Raw genomic sequence first — 15,442 nt, forward strand, 5'->3', positions numbered from 1 at the left:
ATTTAGTTTAAAACCAGCGGAAAATAAGCCAAAGTACTCCTGAAAGGGTAGTAAAGTCGGGATCGGCGAATGTTACTCCTTCGGCACCCAAAAAGGAAAAGAGCGGCAAGGTGAGGGCCGGCAGCAGACAGAGCAAGAATCCATTAAGACAACTGGAAATAACAGCTCCTCTGAAACCACCGCTGGAATTGCCGAATATCGCGGCTGCACCACCAGCGAGGAAGCAGGCCATGATCCCCGGCACAATGACAGGCAATCCGATAAACGGGAAAAGAAAGACGCAGGCAACGCCTGTGAAGAAGCTGACCAAGAAGCCTACCAACGCGGAATTGGGTGATTTATCGAACAGTACCAGAACATCCACACCAGGGATTGCTCCAGGTGCGAACACTTGGGAGAAGCCTTTGAAAGCGGGTACAATTTCAGTTGTAAAAAGCTTAACACCTGCTTTTGCGATATACAAGCCGGCAGCAAAAATAGCTGACTGTTCGAGAATGAAGACGATATATTCTTTGCCATCCGATAATTTGCTGACATAATCAGAACCAGCAACCAGTCCAGATACCAGTAAAAGCACAAGCATCGTCAAGGTCGTTGCAACATTGGGGTCGCGCAAAAAACTGATGCGGTCATTAATTTTCACATTTTCGGTGTCATTTTCACGGTTGCCAAAAACTTTCCCTAAATAGGTACCCAGAATGTAAGAGGTCATGGAAGCATGAGCAATCGTATATTCATCCGATTTAATAATGTTTTTGCTGGCATTCCGGAGTAGGTAAGGAAACACCGCCATATAGCTCCCAATTACCAAAGAACCGACGATAATCGTAGTCAGCGAACTGAGACCCAGACCTTTCATAACGGCTGTAGCGGCAAAGCTCATGAACAAAATCAAGTGAAGAGACAAATAAATGTACTTGAACTTGGTCAGGCGTGCAAGCACGATGTTAAGGATCATGGAAAAGAGTAGAATGAGCGCAGCATCCGCCCCGATCTGATCAATGGTCAGTGCCATAATGGCTTCATTGCTTGGTACGACACCTTTAAGGTTGAACGCATAAGAAAAAATTTGGCTGAAGTTAGTGAGAACGCCACCTAAAATGCCGCCGCCGACCTTGATCATGGTGAAACCCATAAAAGAAAGGGTAGTTCCCGTAATGATCTCTGATACTTTCTTCCTCTGGAATATAAGGCCGAGTAATGTCACAATCGCGATAATGATGGATGGCTCCCTGATAATGCTCATAAACATTTTCATAGTGATCTCCGACTTTCTTTTATTTATTTTCCATTCTTACTAAATCGATTTAGTAATACTCGAAAAAAATTTCCCTCTCGGGAATGTAAAAAGAAGCAGAATCATTTTTTGTGAATTAAATCACAACTTACCCCATACATTATTCGTTAAGTTCCATTCCTCCCCTCTCTTCAATCACAATCATCACTAAAATCAGGACATACATAAATGAAAGGGTATTCATGACTCGAATCATAAGATCATTATAGCTCTTTATTTTCTTTTTACAATAGAATTTATAAAAACGTTTTCAAAAAGATGAAAAGGACTTATTCAATCATTCAGTTCAGTTTTTGGACAGATTCTCTGTGGTTAATGACCGGATTCATTCGGATGATTTCTGACAGCTCCTCAAGATCCTGTTCTTTTTGATCAATTTTCTCCAGCAGTAGCCTCGCACTTCTTTTCCCCATTTCAAAACTCGGCTGGGAAACGGTTGTGATCGGCGGATTATAAAAAGATGCAAAGGATACATCATCGATGCCAATCAAGGAAAAGTCATTAGGTATGGTCAGATGATTATTTTTTGCATAAATCAGCACCTGCTCCAAAATCATGTCATTCGTAGCAATAATTGCGGTGGGCGGATTCTCCATGTGGAATAGTTGTCCAATCAGATTAGGCATTTCATCCAACCTGCCGCTTTTGATATAGTTTTCATTCACTGATATGTCATGTTTGCCCAACGTATTTCGATAACCTGACAGCCGCTCACTTCGTGTGGTGATCGCTTTTTTGCCTAAGGGGAACGTGATAATCCCAATGTTGTTATGACCATGCTCAATGAGTGCTTCAACCGCAAGCTCGCTGGCCTTTTCATTATTCAACAGCACTGTGTCTACGCTGATTTCATCGATTTTTCGGTCCACAAACACGAAAGGATAGCCATTTTTGACAAGGGAAACATATAATTTCTTGTTCTCTTCCGTCGGGAAAATGATAAGTCCATCCACTTGCCGAGCAATCATCGACTGGACATACTTTTTCTCTTTGAGCGAATCATCATCGGTATTGCAGACAATGACCTGGACATTTTCCAGTTGGCATTCATCTTCAATGGCACGCACGACTTCTGTTGTAAATCTCGATAAAATGGTTGAAGAAATAACCCCCACAATGAAGGTCTTCTTCTGCTTGAGACTACGTGCCACCTCATTAGGTATATAACTGAGATCCTCAATCGCTTGCTCGATCTTCTTCTTGGTGTTTTCACTCATATAGTTGTACCTCTTTTGCAGAAACTGCGAAACTGTACTCTTCGACACCCCGGCACGTTCTGCAACTTCCTTCATCGTTGTCACCATAATTACCCTCCTTTCTTTTTCTGCATGTCAGGCGTATTAATTTTCAAATATAATTCTGCAACCTGTATGTAAAGTGAATTTCACTTTATTATATACCTTCTTTTACAGCAGGAAAATATAATAAATGAGGAGTTAGAGCGTGCCCTCAGCCCCTAAACAACCGCTCCCACAAAAGCTGGACACTTAGCTTAACCATCCGTTGCTACGAATCTATTGAATTCGAACGAAATCTTAGAAATATACGAATTTTATGAACTTGTTTGATGGAAGATTTGAACATAAAATGAAATTGTAATCGGTTACAAAAACATTCATATAAAGGAGGAAGCAAAAACATGAAGAAAAAAGGACTGAAAAAAACATTTTTCGTCATTGCCTCCCTCGTAATGGGCTTCACACTGTATGGCTATACTCCCGCTTCAGCAGATGCAGCCAGTGTGAAAGGATATTATCACACCCAAGGAAACAAGATTGTAGACGAATCCGGGAAAGAAGCGGCATTTAACGGCCTGAACTGGTTCGGTCTGGAAACCCCTAATTATACCTTGCATGGACTGTGGAGCCGTTCAATGGACGACATGCTAGATCAAGTGAAGAAAGAAGGCTACAATCTGATTCGTCTGCCTTACAGCAATCAGTTGTTCGATTCCAGTTCTCGTCCAGACAGTATTGATTATCACAAAAACCCTGATCTGGTCGGATTAACTCCGATTCAAATTATGGACAAGCTGATCGAAAAAGCTGGACAACGCGGTATTCAGATTATCCTTGACCGTCACCGTCCAAGCTCAGGTGGGCAATCCGAGCTGTGGTACACATCCCAGTACCCTGAGTCTCGCTGGATTAGTGACTGGAAAATGTTGGCTGAACGTTATAAAAACAACCCAACCGTCATTGGTGCGGATTTGCACAACGAGCCACACGGTCAAGCAAGCTGGGGTACAGGCAATGCCTCCACAGACTGGCGTCTGGCGGCACAACGTGCAGGGAATGCGATTCTGTCCGTGAATCCGAATTGGCTGATTCTCGTAGAAGGTGTAGACCACAATGTACAAGGCAACAATAGCCAATACTGGTGGGGTGGCAACCTGACAGGTGTAGCCAACTATCCTGTCGTTCTGGACGTACCGAACCGTGTCGTATATTCTCCACATGATTACGGCCCTGGTGTGTCTTCGCAGCCATGGTTCAACGATCCGGCCTTCCCGTCCAACTTGCCAGCGATCTGGGATCAAACCTGGGGCTACATCAGCAAGCAAAACATAGCTCCGGTGCTGGTCGGTGAATTCGGCGGTCGTAATGTTGATTTGTCTACTACTGAGGGGAAATGGCAAAATGCACTCGTAGACTATATTGGTGCCAACAACCTGTACTTTACGTACTGGTCCCTGAATCCGAATAGCGGCGACACAGGCGGTCTGCTACTGGATGATTGGGTTACCTGGAATCGTCCGAAGCAAGATATGCTGAGTCGAATTATGAAGCCTGTTATTTTCGTAGCGGAACAAGTGAAAGCAACCGCCGAATAAGCCTGTCGCCTGCTCCGCGGGTGTATGACAACGGCCCATCCTTTGGGCATTTGACACAGGACAGACTGCCCATGTTTTTTGCTGATTATCGTGAATGAGTAACTACGTAGTATCCTCATTATAAAAGCCGCTTTTTCCCCCTTCAGGATCAGGTCATGCCAGACCTATAGAGGGGTGAAAAGCGGTTTTTTTAGGTAAACTTACATATACGTATAACAGATATTGAAGATTGACAATGAGCTATTTACTAAATTATCATTACCTTTTAATGTATTTCATAATGAATAGGTGGTGTTCACAAAATGTTTGGAATCGTAAATTATGAAGTATTTTTGCTTACTGGAATCCTCCTAAATCTAATTCCTGGTGCAGACACCATGTATATAATTGGGAAAAGCATTGCACAGGGGAGAAAAGCCGGTGTGTATTCTGTTTTCGGTATCATTAGTGGTTCTTTGATCCATACGTTGTTAGTTGCTTTTGGTTTATCAATTATACTTACAAAGTCAATTATCGTGTTCAACATGATTAAAATAATTGGAGTTATTTATTTAGTTTATCTAGGGGTTAGAATGCTATTAGATAAAACAAATGCAAGTTTTAGAGCATCTGAATCCAATAAACAACACAGCAACAGAAAAACATATCTACAAGGGATGTTGACCAGTCTTACGAATCCCAAGGTTTCTTTGTTTTTCATTGCCTTTCTTCCACAATTTATTGATACAAAGGCTTCTGGGCCCATTCCATTTATCATTTTAGGACTTACATTTTCGTTCACTGGATTGTTATGGTGCTTGTTTATTGCCTATTTTTCCTCTTACATTACCCATAAAATAAAAGTCAACCAAAGGCTTAGCAGCTATTTAAACAAAATAACCGGGATAATCTTCATCGGATTAGGATTAAATCTTCTTCGAACAAAGGCTCCTCAATAGACCTGAATAATTGTTCTCAAATGTTCCACTAACAGGAACGTTTTTGGATTCATCATATGACCGCCTATAGCTAAATGGTGGTCATATTTTTTTCAAGAATCAAAACAGTACAATAACAGCTAAGCTTTCCTCTTCTTCTTGACGCCTTCTTTCCAGTTTTACACATTGTAAATTTCCCATCGAATGGGAACCCAGCACAGTCTGTTTTTTATCCCCATGCATTATTGGGGCCCTGCCGGTCTAGCGATCGGATTTATTTTAATCGTTGCATCGATATTTATATAACGTTGATTGCAAAACATGAGCTATTCCAAAGACCACAATGCGGGCCAGTTGCTCCCATTGTGGTCTTTTTCCTTTTGGCAGGTCAATTATGATCGGTTACCGTCATGGTTTACCTGTAGGCCAATGGATTTGGGGCAGGTGAAAACCTAGCTCATGCTTCGTCCCAACTGCTCCACCTTGCTCAGCCAATCGTTGCGCTGCTGATCCGATAATTTATTCATGAGATCAATCGCAGTAGAATGCACTGGTTTGACACCACATAGATGCAGCGTGGAATCCTTCATCATTCGATGCCCAGGCTGTCCCTGGAAAAATCGGTAGTACCAGTGTGGACCGTCCATCGTTGTAATGAGGCGGGCCGTTCTTCCTTTTAGAAGCTTGTCAGGCAGGGGTTTTCCTTTTTGATACTTAAACGCAAACCCCGGCATAAAGGTACGGTCAATGAATCCTTTCATTAATGCAGGCAAGCTGCCCCACCAGATCGGAAAGACAAAAACGAGATGTTCTGCCCATTTAATCGACTCCTGTGCTTGGATCAAATCAGGTTCCAGCGGCAATTTATTACGATATCCACCTAATAGATTTGGATTAAAATCAAGCTCGGATAGCTGCAACAAACGAACCTCTGCCCCTCCAGCCTTCGCTCCTTTTACATAGGATTGAGCCAACGCTTCTCCATAACTGCCAGCGACCGGATTCCCTTGAATCACCAATATTTTTTTAGACATATAAACCACTTCCTACCTTCATATTATGATTTTAGTTAGAAAACACTAACTTTATATTTAAAAAGAAAAGGTCACTACTGACCTTTACTTAATAAAGCAGTTAAACGTTGTTTGACCTCTGTTGCAAATGGAACCAACTGCTGTGGAAGTTCACCTTCCAGGCTGGACACGGACAAGCGTGTAATAGCTCCAATGATGAGCACACCGGATAGCTGAGCATCCTGCTTCGGCAGTTCACCTTGTTGAATCCCCTGTTCGATGAATTCAGTCAACGCCTCCAGCGGCTGACGCACATTCTGGCTCTGACTTGCTTCAACATACAGCTCATGGTGCTGTGATAGTAGAAGCAATCCATACTGGTCCTCATCATGCATATCCAGCACTTCATCCACCAGTTGATGGAAACGACTCACGAAGCTCCCACTCTGCTTGCGATAGAAGTCAATTAATGTGGTGTAGCTATTACAATACTGCCCGAATACTTCCAAGGCCATCGCATCTTTACTCTTAAAATGCTTATAAATCGCGGCATCCGTCACACCAGCAGCCTCTCCAATTTCTTTGACCGAAATCCCGTCAATTCCTTTGGTTGCAAATAAGCACATCGCTGCCTGCAGAATATCTTTCTTTTTGCTGTCTATATGTGTTTTCTTATTCATAAGATTATAGTAAGTGATAACTAACTAAAATGCAAATTATATTTATGCAGGCTCATTCCTTCTTTAATACCTTCATTTAAAATCTATTGTAATTAACCAAAAATACCATTTTTCATAAGTGGATGTTCTTAAATACGTTTAAATGATACGTGTATCACCACATTTTATTCATATAAAATAGATATGTAACCGAATAAAACGGGCACTAGGACAGGTGGGGCTCATTATGCTTGAGGTGCATGCAGTCACCCAGCAGGGAAAAGACTCAGGCAGTCTCGGTATATGGAGCGACGAGCACATTTCCCCGCTGCAAAAAGTCGTGCAAGCCATCCATGACCAAGGCTCCAAAGATAGTCTACAGCTTTGGCATGTCGGACGCAAAGGCTCGTTGCCCCAAGAAACAGCTATATCTGCCTCTGGGTTGCCTCACCGCGAACAGTATCATCCACTGGATCGCACACTAAACCGAACAATTTCCACAATAATAGGTGTGCCGGAGAGAATTGCCTCTCCTTCGTTAAGGCGAATCGTCAGCGATGCAGGTGTCAGGCTGTACAATATGCTTTCTTGTATCATTCCATTAATGTATAGATTGGCGTAACTGTTGCTTCCGACATTAAAACGCTGAAAGACCTCCTGTACACCATCTACAGAAAATTGATCTGCCATAATCGTGATTGAAGATTCAATTGTAGCAGGCGCAAAATAAAAATACCGCTCAGCCGTAGGAACAATTTCAATATTTGAAATGTCAGTTGCCGGGCCGGTTGGGCCTGTTATACCTTGGGCTCCAGTAGGGCCCGCTATACCCTGTGCTCCAGTAGGGCCGGGTGCACCTGTTGCACCTGAAATACCTTGAACTCCAGCCGGACCTGGCACTCCTGGCGCTCCCCGTGTTCCTGCTGAACCCTGTATTCCTGGTATTCCTTGGACTCCCGGTGCTCCCGCAGTTCCCGGTATGCCTTGCGCTCCTGCTAAACCTGGAATGCCTTGTACTCCTGTCAAACCAGTTTCACCCTGTAACCCTGTCAAACCGGGAATGCCTTGTGCTCCTGCCGAACCCGGAACACCTCGCTTTCCAGTCTGGCCCATTCTTTTCCTCCGCATGACAGGAATATTTCTACACCGCCGTTGCATGATTAGCTTTGGAAGCTTTTTGGCATGGAAGCCCGTTTTTGTTCTACCTTTGAATGGATAACTTGTTTTACACTTTTTACGTTTGTTGATCTTGCAATGTACAGTTCTCTTTCCTTGCCTTCTTAGTGATGAATCGCGTCTCCTCATACCAGCCGTATACACCTCCTTCTCACATGCTTATTTATGTATTGTATGCATATCCCCCTTTAGGGTTTTAGGCATTTGTAGCATGCCGATCCCAAGTATCCGCTTCCATTTATATTTGTAGCAAAATAGGGCTTCTCCATTTACCCTATTATTAATAGAAAGGTTAATATGCCGTTTCCAAATAGGTTAAAAAATCATTTATTGATTAAGAGCCAGCAAAATGGTTCATACCACAAAGAAAGGAGATAAGAACCATGCCAATCATAAAACCTGTATATACAGCAGTAGCTACTGCTCCCGTAGCAACTGGTGGTGCCGTAACCACGACTGTAACCCCAGCCGTGACTCGTTTTTTTGCAACCATTACAGCCGGGATGATCGGCGCAACAACAACAACTGTTCCTGCCGCAAGCTTTGTTGATGACGCAGATGCTCCAGTTGTTGCTCTGCCGACATTAGCGGCTACGGATTCTTCTAATTTTTATATTAACGGAGTTATTCAGCAAAGCTCCTTATTCACCCTAACCACAGCAAGTTTGGTCATTGCCTCCGTAGATATTACACCAGGTGTCCCAGTTGTTATAGAAATATCCGACTTTAGCGGCACGACCTCTTCTATCACAACTCAGCCTACCATCTCTGCGCCTACGGTCACTATTATCACTTAAGACGTTTCATTATTTTGATTCAAGATGGACTGAACGGTCATTCACGCTGTACATTACCCCATATAAGCTAGAAAAGACCGATTCAGATGTCGATATCTGAATCGGTCTTTTAGTTCAAGATGATTATATAATCGTTTTTAAATGACTGGGTACTGTATGGTTAAGGTAAAATAGCAAAGGAGCGCACCGGAAATCCAGGGGAATCCTGAACGCTCGGAACAATATTATATATGACCGCGCCCGTCGGGGGTAGCTTGTCCAAATTCGTCAGCACCTCAACTTGATACCGATCCTGCTCCAATATGTAATATTCCCCTACCAGCTTGCCAGCATTGCGATAAGCTACAGAGGAATCAGTATCTAGTGTTTCATGTCCAATGGCAGCTACATTCCGTTCTTCTACCAAAAAGCGTAGCGCTTCCAGCGACCAGCCCGGACAGTGTGCATCTCCAGCGTCATCCTTGTTTGAGAAGGCATCTGAATCAGGCCAACGTTTGCTCCAGTCACTGCGAAAAGCGACAAAGGACTGATCAGCAATGCGTCCATGCTCTTTCTCAAAGTCCAAAATATCCGCAACCGTAAGTTCATAGTCAGAATTGGCTGCAACGGCTGCTGAACGGTCAATGACAACTAGCGGCAATACCAGCTCCTTCAACGAAAGCTCATGCAAGTAACGTTTGCCCTTCACAAAATGAACGGGTGCGTCTATATGAGTCCCATACTGACCGGGAAAGCAGTATTGTTTTACAAAAAAGCCATTGTCGTGGGTAAACAGGGTATCCACCTGAACATTATCGAATACTGGAAAATGAGGGATTTCAGGATAAAAAGCGTGGGACAAATCTACCCATTCTTTTTGCTTCAACAACTTCAAAATATCTGCTAAATGCTCTGCCATGATGCCCATTCCTCCTCAGCTTTATTACAAGCCATTTTACCTGAGGATTCTTCAAAAATCTATAAATCGAAATGAAATCGTTAACATTCTGAGAAAAACACATAAACAATTCCATATATTCATATATACATTTCCTATTCCGTGTGATTGTTAACGTTTTCATTATTACATATACGTCTTGATTGGAAAAAGAAGGGGTCTATTGAATTATATAAAAAATTCGACAAAAATTTTAGTATGTAACTTTTATTATATTAACAAATACTGGAACACAAAGTATGATAGAAAATGTAGAAACCACAGGAGCACCCGGGACTCCCTTCGTTCATCTACTCCATTAATCCACTATACGGAGGTATATTATGAAAAAGAGATTTTCACTCGGAATCGCAGCGGCTCTACTGTTCACTACTCTGGCTCCTATAGGTGCACCTGCTCATGCAGCCAGCGATATTGGCAAGGAGACGCTCGGCAGCAAAAACGGATGGGCAGCCTTTTCTACAGGCACAACAGGTGGAGCTGCGGCGACTACCTCCAATATTTTCACCGTAACGAATCGCAAACAACTTGTTGATGCTTTGGGCAAAAACAGCAATAGTACGCCTAAAATCATTTATGTCAAAGGCACGATCAACGCCAACGTCGATGACAATAATAAACCGTTAGGATTGAACGACTACAAGGACTCTAAATATGAGTTTGACGCCTACCTCAAAGCGTATGACCCGTCCACATGGGGTAAAAAGGCCCCGTCTGGCACATTGGAAAAGGCACGTGAGGCTTCACAAAAAAATCAGGCCAGTCGTGTCGTCATTGAAATTCCGTCCAATACTACGATTGTCGGTCTAGGAAGCGACGCGGTCATTAATGGCGCAAACTTCCAACTGAAAAAAGGGACAGACAACGTTATTATCCGTAATATCGAATTCCAGGATGCCTACGATTATTTTCCTCAGTGGGACCCAACGGACGGCAGCACAGGCAATTGGAATTCGGAATATGACAGTATTACAGTTAACGGGGCCACACATGTGTGGGTAGACCACAATACCTTCAATGATGGATCTCACCCCGATAGCCAAAATGGCACCTTTTACGGCCAAGAATACCAGCATCATGATGGACTTCTCGATGTGATTAACCAAGGCGATCTTGTTACGGTTTCTTACAATCATTTTTACGATCATGATAAATCATCGATTATTGGCAACAGTGACAGCAAAACAGCAGACGAAGGGGCTTTACGTGTAACCTTGCATCACAACTATTATGAAAACACGGTACAACGCACACCACGTGTACGGTATGGACAAGTCCATCTGTACAACAATTACTATACAGGTGATGTAAAGCGCTCCGAATATCCTTCACTGTATATATGGGGCGCAGGTAAATCCTCCAAAATCTTCGCCGAAAACAATGTCATTGACGTTGCCGGTTTATCTGCAGCTAAAATCGTGACTGTCTTTGGAGGAACTGCCCTGTCAGATACGGGCACAATCCTGAATGGACAAGCTGTTAACGCAGGCTCCAGCGTGGGTCTTAGCTCCTCTGTAGGCTGGAAACCATCGCTGAACGATAAGATTTCCCCATCCGCTAGCGTGAAGGCAGAAGTCACTTCCCAAGCCGGTTCCGGTAAGCTGTAAGCACCGCCCGCTAACACAAATAACTACAGGCTCCTACAACCTGCGATTTTACACCAAAAAGGCTGTTTCCTCCGTAGAATGGATTCCACACGGAGAGAACAGCCCTTTTTTATTTCTCATTGGTTTAGTTATAAATTACGTTGCGCATTAACTGCCGTATTGTTCTACCAAAACCGGCTTTTCAAATGCGTTATCCAACTTGCGAAGTTTAGCCTTTACCGCTTCTGGTGGCTCAACCGCAGGCGCATCTGGATGCAGCAACCATGATTTCACAAAGTGCGTATCGGATAATTGAAAGAGTGGAGGCTCTTTCTCAAAGTCAATTTTCATAGCATAAGAACTGCGGGCTGCAAAAGCATCCCCTACAGGTGGGTGAAGCAGATCCGGAGGGGTTCCCGGAATAGCTGCCAGCTTCTGACCATGGCTGTCCAAACTTGGCATAGAAGCGAGAAGGCCCCATGTATATGGATGTTTCGGGTTGTAGAAAATTTCATTAACCGTACCTGTTTCCACGATTTGTCCTGCGTACATAACGGCAACACGGTCCGCCATCTTCGCCACAACACCGAGGTCATGCGTAATAAAGATGATGGAAGTATCGATCTTTTTCTGAAGATCCTTCATCAGCTCCAAAATTTGAGCTTGAATCGTTACGTCCAACGCAGTCGTCGGCTCATCGGCAATCAGAAGTTTCGGATTAGCAGCCAATGCCATCGCAATGACGACACGTTGACGCATACCGCCACTAAATTCATGCGGATATTGGTTAAAACGCTGTTCAGGATGTGGAATACCTACCAGATTCAGCAACTCAATACCCCGCTTGCGAGCAGCATCCTTGGATATTTTTTCATGCTTGAAAAGCACTTCCGTGATCTGCTTGCCGACTTTCATCGTCGGGTTAAGCGAAGTCATTGGGTCCTGAGAAATCAGGCCAATTTCCTTACCACGAATTTTTTGCATCTGCTTTTCTGTTTTATTAATCAGCTCTTGTCCGTCAAACATAATTTGACCCTTTTGATAGATGCCCGGAGGGGTCGGAATCAACTTCATAACAGCTTGTGAGGTTACGCTTTTGCCTGAGCCGGATTCGCCCACAATCGCCAGCGTCTCTCCTTTATTGACATGAAAGTTTACGCCACGAATGGCCTGCACTAGTCCCTGACGGGTCTTGAAAGATATCGTTAAGTCCTTCACTTCCAAAAGGCGGTTCATCTCATCACTCTTTCATTTATTATTCATCACTATTATTGACCACTATCTAAAAAAACGACGTCCAGGAGTCAAGGTATATACGATTAATTTTACTCAGTTTACTACCTACCAGTCAAGCTATATCTAAAATATCATCAAAAACCTGTCATTACATGTTATATAAATGGGATGTTTGTCCAAAAAAACAATCATTTTTAACCATTTCTGTACTCATTTATAACATGCGCTGGATATAGCTGAAGCGCGCTCCACCCAATGGCGAACGGGTGCAGAGTAGTTCTCCGTTCAATCGGGTAGCAATTTGACGACAAATAGCCAATCCAAGACCTGTGACACCATTCGAGCCTGCATAGAATCTTCCGAATACCTCTGCTGCCTCTTGTTCGGTCAGCCCTTCCCCATCATCATCCACATGCATAACCCATACAACCTCCGATGTTGTCCCTGTCTCCAAATGAATGACAACCTCCGTAGAGGTGTGCCGAACTGCATTTTGCAACAAATTCAACATCATACGGAACAATTGCTCGGCCGGAACGGCCACATGCAGGCCCTCTCCCTCCACTCGAAGCGAGATAGAACGTTCAGCAGCCACCGGCATCAATAGATGAACAGCATCCTCCGCCATGCTTCTAAGATCAACGAGAGAGACAGGCCATTCCTCATTCAGCGCTTCCAGCCTTGATAGCTGCAGCAGCTTTTCCACCATGTCAATTAACCGCTGGGACTGCACTTTGATGATACTCAGCCCCTCGTCCTGGGATACCACTTGATCCTGAATGGCATATACATAGCCTTGAATGGACATTAACGGTGTCCTTAGCTCGTGAGATACATTTTGTAGAAATTCAATTTGACCCTGGTGGTGCTGCTGAATACGGGCGGACATGGAATGAAAGGTACCGATCAGCTCGCCAATCTCACTTTTATCCGCCTGCGGAAAATCACTATCCTGTGGCTGATTCGGTTCGTAGTTGCCTACCGCCTCTTTCAATCGTTTGAGTGGACGCACTAGACGTGAGACAACCATCAGACCAATGACGAGAATCACCAAAAACCCCGCGATGATAGACAGTAATGTGGTTCTCATTAACGGTACATACAGTGCTCTCAAGGAAGATAAGGGTGAGTATACAAAAATACGAAAAGGTTGTCCGGGCAATTCTTCATTCGTAAACAGTACCTTTTTACCTTGAAGCACAGCTACCCCTTCATGTGTAGCGGTCAGATCCTGGGGAGACGGATGAACCGATGCAAAAAATCCCTGGCGGATCAAAAGCAAACGCTCAATCTTTTTGCCTTCCATTCCAGAGACGCTTGAGTCGATGATACGGTTATCCGTGCTTAAAATAAAGTAATCGGCAGATAAAAGCACGCCCTTGATAACATAGTTGAATTCAGCATTATCCAGTCGATCAAATCCTCCGTCGCTCATAATATGGACGGCTTTGCGCGCCTGCTCATGAAGCTTGGATTTAGCCTGATTCACCAGAATGTCGTCGATAAGCCTGATGAATAAAACGACCGTAATACAGACGGTAATAAGCATGGCGATGGACAGGGAAAGCAGTATTTTAGCTCTCATCGTACGCATGGTTACAACTCCTGAACCGTTGCTTTATAGCCGAAACCCCATACGGTGTTAATGACGAGCGTAGAGTGATATTCAGCTAACTTTTTACGAATCCGTTTGACCAGATCATCCACGACTCTCACATCACCTATAAAATCATAGCTCCACACCTGCTGAATCAGATGTTCTCTGCCAAAAGGTCTCTCCAGATGATTCGCAAGAAACAGCAGCAGGTCGAATTCACGTGAGGTCAAATTCAACTCTTGTCCGTCCACTGTGACTTTACGAAAGTCAGCAAAAATACACAGATTGCCCGCATGGCATATATCTGCGCTTTCTGCCGCTTGCCTATCGTCCGATGCAGACATTCCGGCCTTGCTCAGCCTCAGCATCGCTTTGACCCTTCCTACCAACTCTCTTGGATTAAAGGGCTTGGTCAAAAAATCGCTGCATCCCAGCTCCAGTCCGTGAATACGGTCGTTTTCTTCTCCACGGGCAGAGATCATAATGATCGGCATTTCTGTAAAATCACGAAGCTGAGTCAGTAGAGAAAGCCCATCAATGCCAGGCATCATAATATCAAGAACGAGACAATCCGGACGGTTCGTACGGATATGCTCTACCAGTGTTTTACCACTGGAAAAGGAAGTGACCTCGTAGGATTCTTTTTTCAAATATTCAGATATTAATTGCAGAATGAACACATCGTCATCCACTACTACTATTTTTGTCATGGCCTTAACCCCTTGCCGTTGTTCTGGATGCTTCCATCCTCTCTTTAAGCTTAACAGAAGCCCAGCAGAATAGACAAAAGACGGGTATACCGTTCCCGGTCCCGTCTTTCTTATCATGAATCGCTGCTGTATATGCCAGGCGAGCTGAAAACTAATTACACATCAATCTTATTTCTTGGTTGTTACTACTTTAGCAGCTGTTTTTGGCGCTGTTTTCACTGTTTTTGCTGGGACGACTTTCTTAACTGGAGCTTTGTGGGTCACTTTTTTAGCTACGGCATGATGTGCACGAGTTTTATGAGTTGTTGCTTTGTGTTTAACAACATTATGTTTTTTTGCATGATGTTTAACTGTACGGTGCTGCACTTTCACTGCTTTTGTTTTGTGGCTTGCCACTTTTTTCGCAACGGATTTTTTGGCAGGGGCTTTCTTCGCTTTGGTTGTTGTTTTATGAGCTGTTGCAACTTTTTTAACGGGTGCTTTCACCACAGGTGTTTTCGTCACAGGTTCTTTCACCGGTGTTTTGGTAGCCGGAGTCGTAACCGCAGGAGCTTTGATCGCTGGTGCAGTGCTCGCTGGAGTCGTTGTTGCTGTAGCAGCGAATGCACTGCTTGCTCCTCCCAGTACACTTACTACGGTCAATACAGCTGCTGCATTTTTAGTCCATTTTTTCATGATTGAATC

14 protein-coding genes and 1 pseudogene are annotated in these 15,442 nt (G+C 43.8%); 5 read left to right on the forward strand and 10 right to left on the reverse strand.

Translation table 11 applies throughout. The annotated features are described in order from the left end of the window. Nucleotides 1–7: 7 nt before the first annotated feature. Both MHI21_RS18455 and MHI21_RS18460 read right to left on the reverse strand, forming a co-directional pair. Nucleotides 8–1,258, reverse strand: coding sequence for a PTS ascorbate transporter subunit IIC (locus tag MHI21_RS18455; RefSeq protein ID WP_165178635.1), 1,251 nt, complete (start codon nucleotides 1,256–1,258; stop codon nucleotides 8–10). Between the two features lie 320 nt (nucleotides 1,259–1,578). Then, nucleotides 1,579–2,601 carry a substrate-binding domain-containing protein gene (locus MHI21_RS18460; protein ID WP_341163453.1) on the reverse strand — a complete coding sequence of 341 codons (1,023 nt, stop codon included), beginning with the start codon at nucleotides 2,599–2,601 and terminating at the stop codon, nucleotides 1,579–1,581. A gap of 335 nt (nucleotides 2,602–2,936) precedes the next feature. Here MHI21_RS18460 and MHI21_RS18465 point away from each other — a divergent pair, with 335 nt between their 5' ends. Then, nucleotides 2,937–4,130 (forward strand): glycoside hydrolase family 5 protein, encoded by a 1,194-nt coding sequence (locus MHI21_RS18465; RefSeq protein WP_342418699.1) that lies wholly within the window; start codon nucleotides 2,937–2,939, stop codon nucleotides 4,128–4,130. A gap of 302 nt (nucleotides 4,131–4,432) precedes the next feature. Next, a complete protein-coding gene (locus tag MHI21_RS18470) occupies nucleotides 4,433–5,068 on the forward strand; it encodes a LysE family translocator (protein ID WP_071642325.1) in 636 nt (211 codons plus the stop codon). A gap of 431 nt (nucleotides 5,069–5,499) precedes the next feature. On the opposite strand, the gene MHI21_RS18475 is transcribed toward MHI21_RS18470, so the two are convergent. Together MHI21_RS18475 and MHI21_RS18480 are read right to left on the reverse strand one after the other, a co-directional pair. After that, entirely contained in the window at nucleotides 5,500–6,081 is a 582-nt protein-coding gene (locus MHI21_RS18475; protein ID WP_328800547.1) for an NAD(P)H-dependent oxidoreductase, read from the reverse strand. Nucleotides 6,082–6,155: 74 nt separating this feature from the next. After that, the gene (locus MHI21_RS18480; RefSeq protein ID WP_134902645.1) at nucleotides 6,156–6,740 is read right to left on the reverse strand and encodes a TetR/AcrR family transcriptional regulator; all 585 of its coding nucleotides are present in this window, start codon (nucleotides 6,738–6,740) and stop codon (nucleotides 6,156–6,158) included. Between the two features lie 193 nt (nucleotides 6,741–6,933). Between MHI21_RS18480 and MHI21_RS18485 the strand changes: the two are divergent. Next, nucleotides 6,934–7,131: pseudogene (locus MHI21_RS18485) on the forward strand (hypothetical protein); the annotation flags it as partial. Nucleotides 7,132–7,181: 50 nt separating this feature from the next. Here the strand turns inward: MHI21_RS18485 and MHI21_RS18490 are convergent. Beyond that, on the reverse strand, nucleotides 7,182–7,832 hold the full coding sequence (locus MHI21_RS18490) for a DUF4183 domain-containing protein (RefSeq protein WP_342418700.1): 651 nt from the start codon (nucleotides 7,830–7,832) through the stop codon (nucleotides 7,182–7,184). Nucleotides 7,833–8,278: 446 nt separating this feature from the next. Between MHI21_RS18490 and MHI21_RS18495 the strand changes: the two genes are divergently transcribed. After that, nucleotides 8,279–8,692 carry a DUF4183 domain-containing protein gene (locus MHI21_RS18495; protein ID WP_165178642.1) on the forward strand — a complete coding sequence of 138 codons (414 nt, stop codon included), beginning with the start codon at nucleotides 8,279–8,281 and terminating at the stop codon, nucleotides 8,690–8,692. Between the two features lie 160 nt (nucleotides 8,693–8,852). Here the strand turns inward: MHI21_RS18495 and MHI21_RS18500 are convergent, their stop codons facing one another. Then, entirely contained in the window at nucleotides 8,853–9,590 is a 738-nt protein-coding gene (locus tag MHI21_RS18500; RefSeq protein ID WP_342418701.1) for a cyclase family protein, read from the reverse strand. A gap of 362 nt (nucleotides 9,591–9,952) precedes the next feature. Between MHI21_RS18500 and MHI21_RS18505 the strand changes: the two genes are divergently transcribed. Next, nucleotides 9,953–11,236, forward strand: coding sequence for a pectate lyase (locus MHI21_RS18505; protein ID WP_341163448.1), 1,284 nt, complete (start codon nucleotides 9,953–9,955; stop codon nucleotides 11,234–11,236). A gap of 147 nt (nucleotides 11,237–11,383) precedes the next feature. Here MHI21_RS18505 and MHI21_RS18510 read toward each other — a convergent pair whose 3' ends face one another. The 4 genes from MHI21_RS18510 to MHI21_RS18525 all read right to left on the reverse strand — a co-directional run bounded on the left by MHI21_RS18510 (nucleotide 11,384) and on the right by MHI21_RS18525 (nucleotide 15,433). Then, a complete protein-coding gene (locus MHI21_RS18510) occupies nucleotides 11,384–12,451 on the reverse strand; it encodes an ABC transporter ATP-binding protein (protein ID WP_013311421.1) in 1,068 nt (355 codons plus the stop codon). Between the two features lie 214 nt (nucleotides 12,452–12,665). Further along, nucleotides 12,666–14,045 carry a HAMP domain-containing sensor histidine kinase gene (locus MHI21_RS18515; protein ID WP_341163447.1) on the reverse strand — a complete coding sequence of 460 codons (1,380 nt, stop codon included), beginning with the start codon at nucleotides 14,043–14,045 and terminating at the stop codon, nucleotides 12,666–12,668. Between the two features lie 2 nt (nucleotides 14,046–14,047). Beyond that, a complete protein-coding gene (locus MHI21_RS18520; RefSeq protein ID WP_103049395.1) occupies nucleotides 14,048–14,758 on the reverse strand; it encodes a response regulator transcription factor in 711 nt (236 codons plus the stop codon). Between the two features lie 168 nt (nucleotides 14,759–14,926). Further along, nucleotides 14,927–15,433, reverse strand: coding sequence for a hypothetical protein (locus MHI21_RS18525; RefSeq protein ID WP_165178647.1), 507 nt, complete (start codon nucleotides 15,431–15,433; stop codon nucleotides 14,927–14,929). Nucleotides 15,434–15,442: the final 9 nt, after the last annotated feature.

This window comes from Paenibacillus sp. FSL H8-0168 (genome assembly GCF_038592955.1).
Taxonomy (GTDB): domain Bacteria; phylum Bacillota; class Bacilli; order Paenibacillales; family Paenibacillaceae; genus Paenibacillus; species Paenibacillus polymyxa_B.

What these genes read in the sequence shown, in the direction of transcription:
- MHI21_RS18495 (WP_165178642.1), top strand. Translation starts at nt 8,279, where the DNA reads ATGCCAATCATAAAACCTGTATATACAGCAGTAGCTACTGCTCCCGTA.
- MHI21_RS18505 (WP_341163448.1), top strand. Translation starts at nt 9,953, where the DNA reads ATGAAAAAGAGATTTTCACTCGGAATCGCAGCGGCTCTACTGTTCACT.
- MHI21_RS18460 (WP_341163453.1), bottom strand. Translation starts at nt 2,601, where the DNA reads ATGGTGACAACGATGAAGGAAGTTGCAGAACGTGCCGGGGTGTCGAAG.
- MHI21_RS18465 (WP_342418699.1), top strand. Translation starts at nt 2,937, where the DNA reads ATGAAGAAAAAAGGACTGAAAAAAACATTTTTCGTCATTGCCTCCCTC.
- MHI21_RS18490 (WP_342418700.1), bottom strand. Translation starts at nt 7,832, where the DNA reads ATGGGCCAGACTGGAAAGCGAGGTGTTCCGGGTTCGGCAGGAGCACAA.
- MHI21_RS18475 (WP_328800547.1), bottom strand. Translation starts at nt 6,081, where the DNA reads ATGTCTAAAAAAATATTGGTGATTCAAGGGAATCCGGTCGCTGGCAGT.
- MHI21_RS18455 (WP_165178635.1), bottom strand. Translation starts at nt 1,258, where the DNA reads ATGAAAATGTTTATGAGCATTATCAGGGAGCCATCCATCATTATCGCG.
- MHI21_RS18515 (WP_341163447.1), bottom strand. Translation starts at nt 14,045, where the DNA reads ATGCGTACGATGAGAGCTAAAATACTGCTTTCCCTGTCCATCGCCATG.
- MHI21_RS18480 (WP_134902645.1), bottom strand. Translation starts at nt 6,740, where the DNA reads ATGAATAAGAAAACACATATAGACAGCAAAAAGAAAGATATTCTGCAG.
- MHI21_RS18500 (WP_342418701.1), bottom strand. Translation starts at nt 9,590, where the DNA reads ATGGCAGAGCATTTAGCAGATATTTTGAAGTTGTTGAAGCAAAAAGAA.
- MHI21_RS18510 (WP_013311421.1), bottom strand. Translation starts at nt 12,451, where the DNA reads ATGAACCGCCTTTTGGAAGTGAAGGACTTAACGATATCTTTCAAGACC.
- MHI21_RS18520 (WP_103049395.1), bottom strand. Translation starts at nt 14,758, where the DNA reads ATGACAAAAATAGTAGTAGTGGATGACGATGTGTTCATTCTGCAATTA.
- MHI21_RS18470 (WP_071642325.1), top strand. Translation starts at nt 4,433, where the DNA reads ATGTTTGGAATCGTAAATTATGAAGTATTTTTGCTTACTGGAATCCTC.
- MHI21_RS18525 (WP_165178647.1), bottom strand. Translation starts at nt 15,433, where the DNA reads ATGAAAAAATGGACTAAAAATGCAGCAGCTGTATTGACCGTAGTAAGT.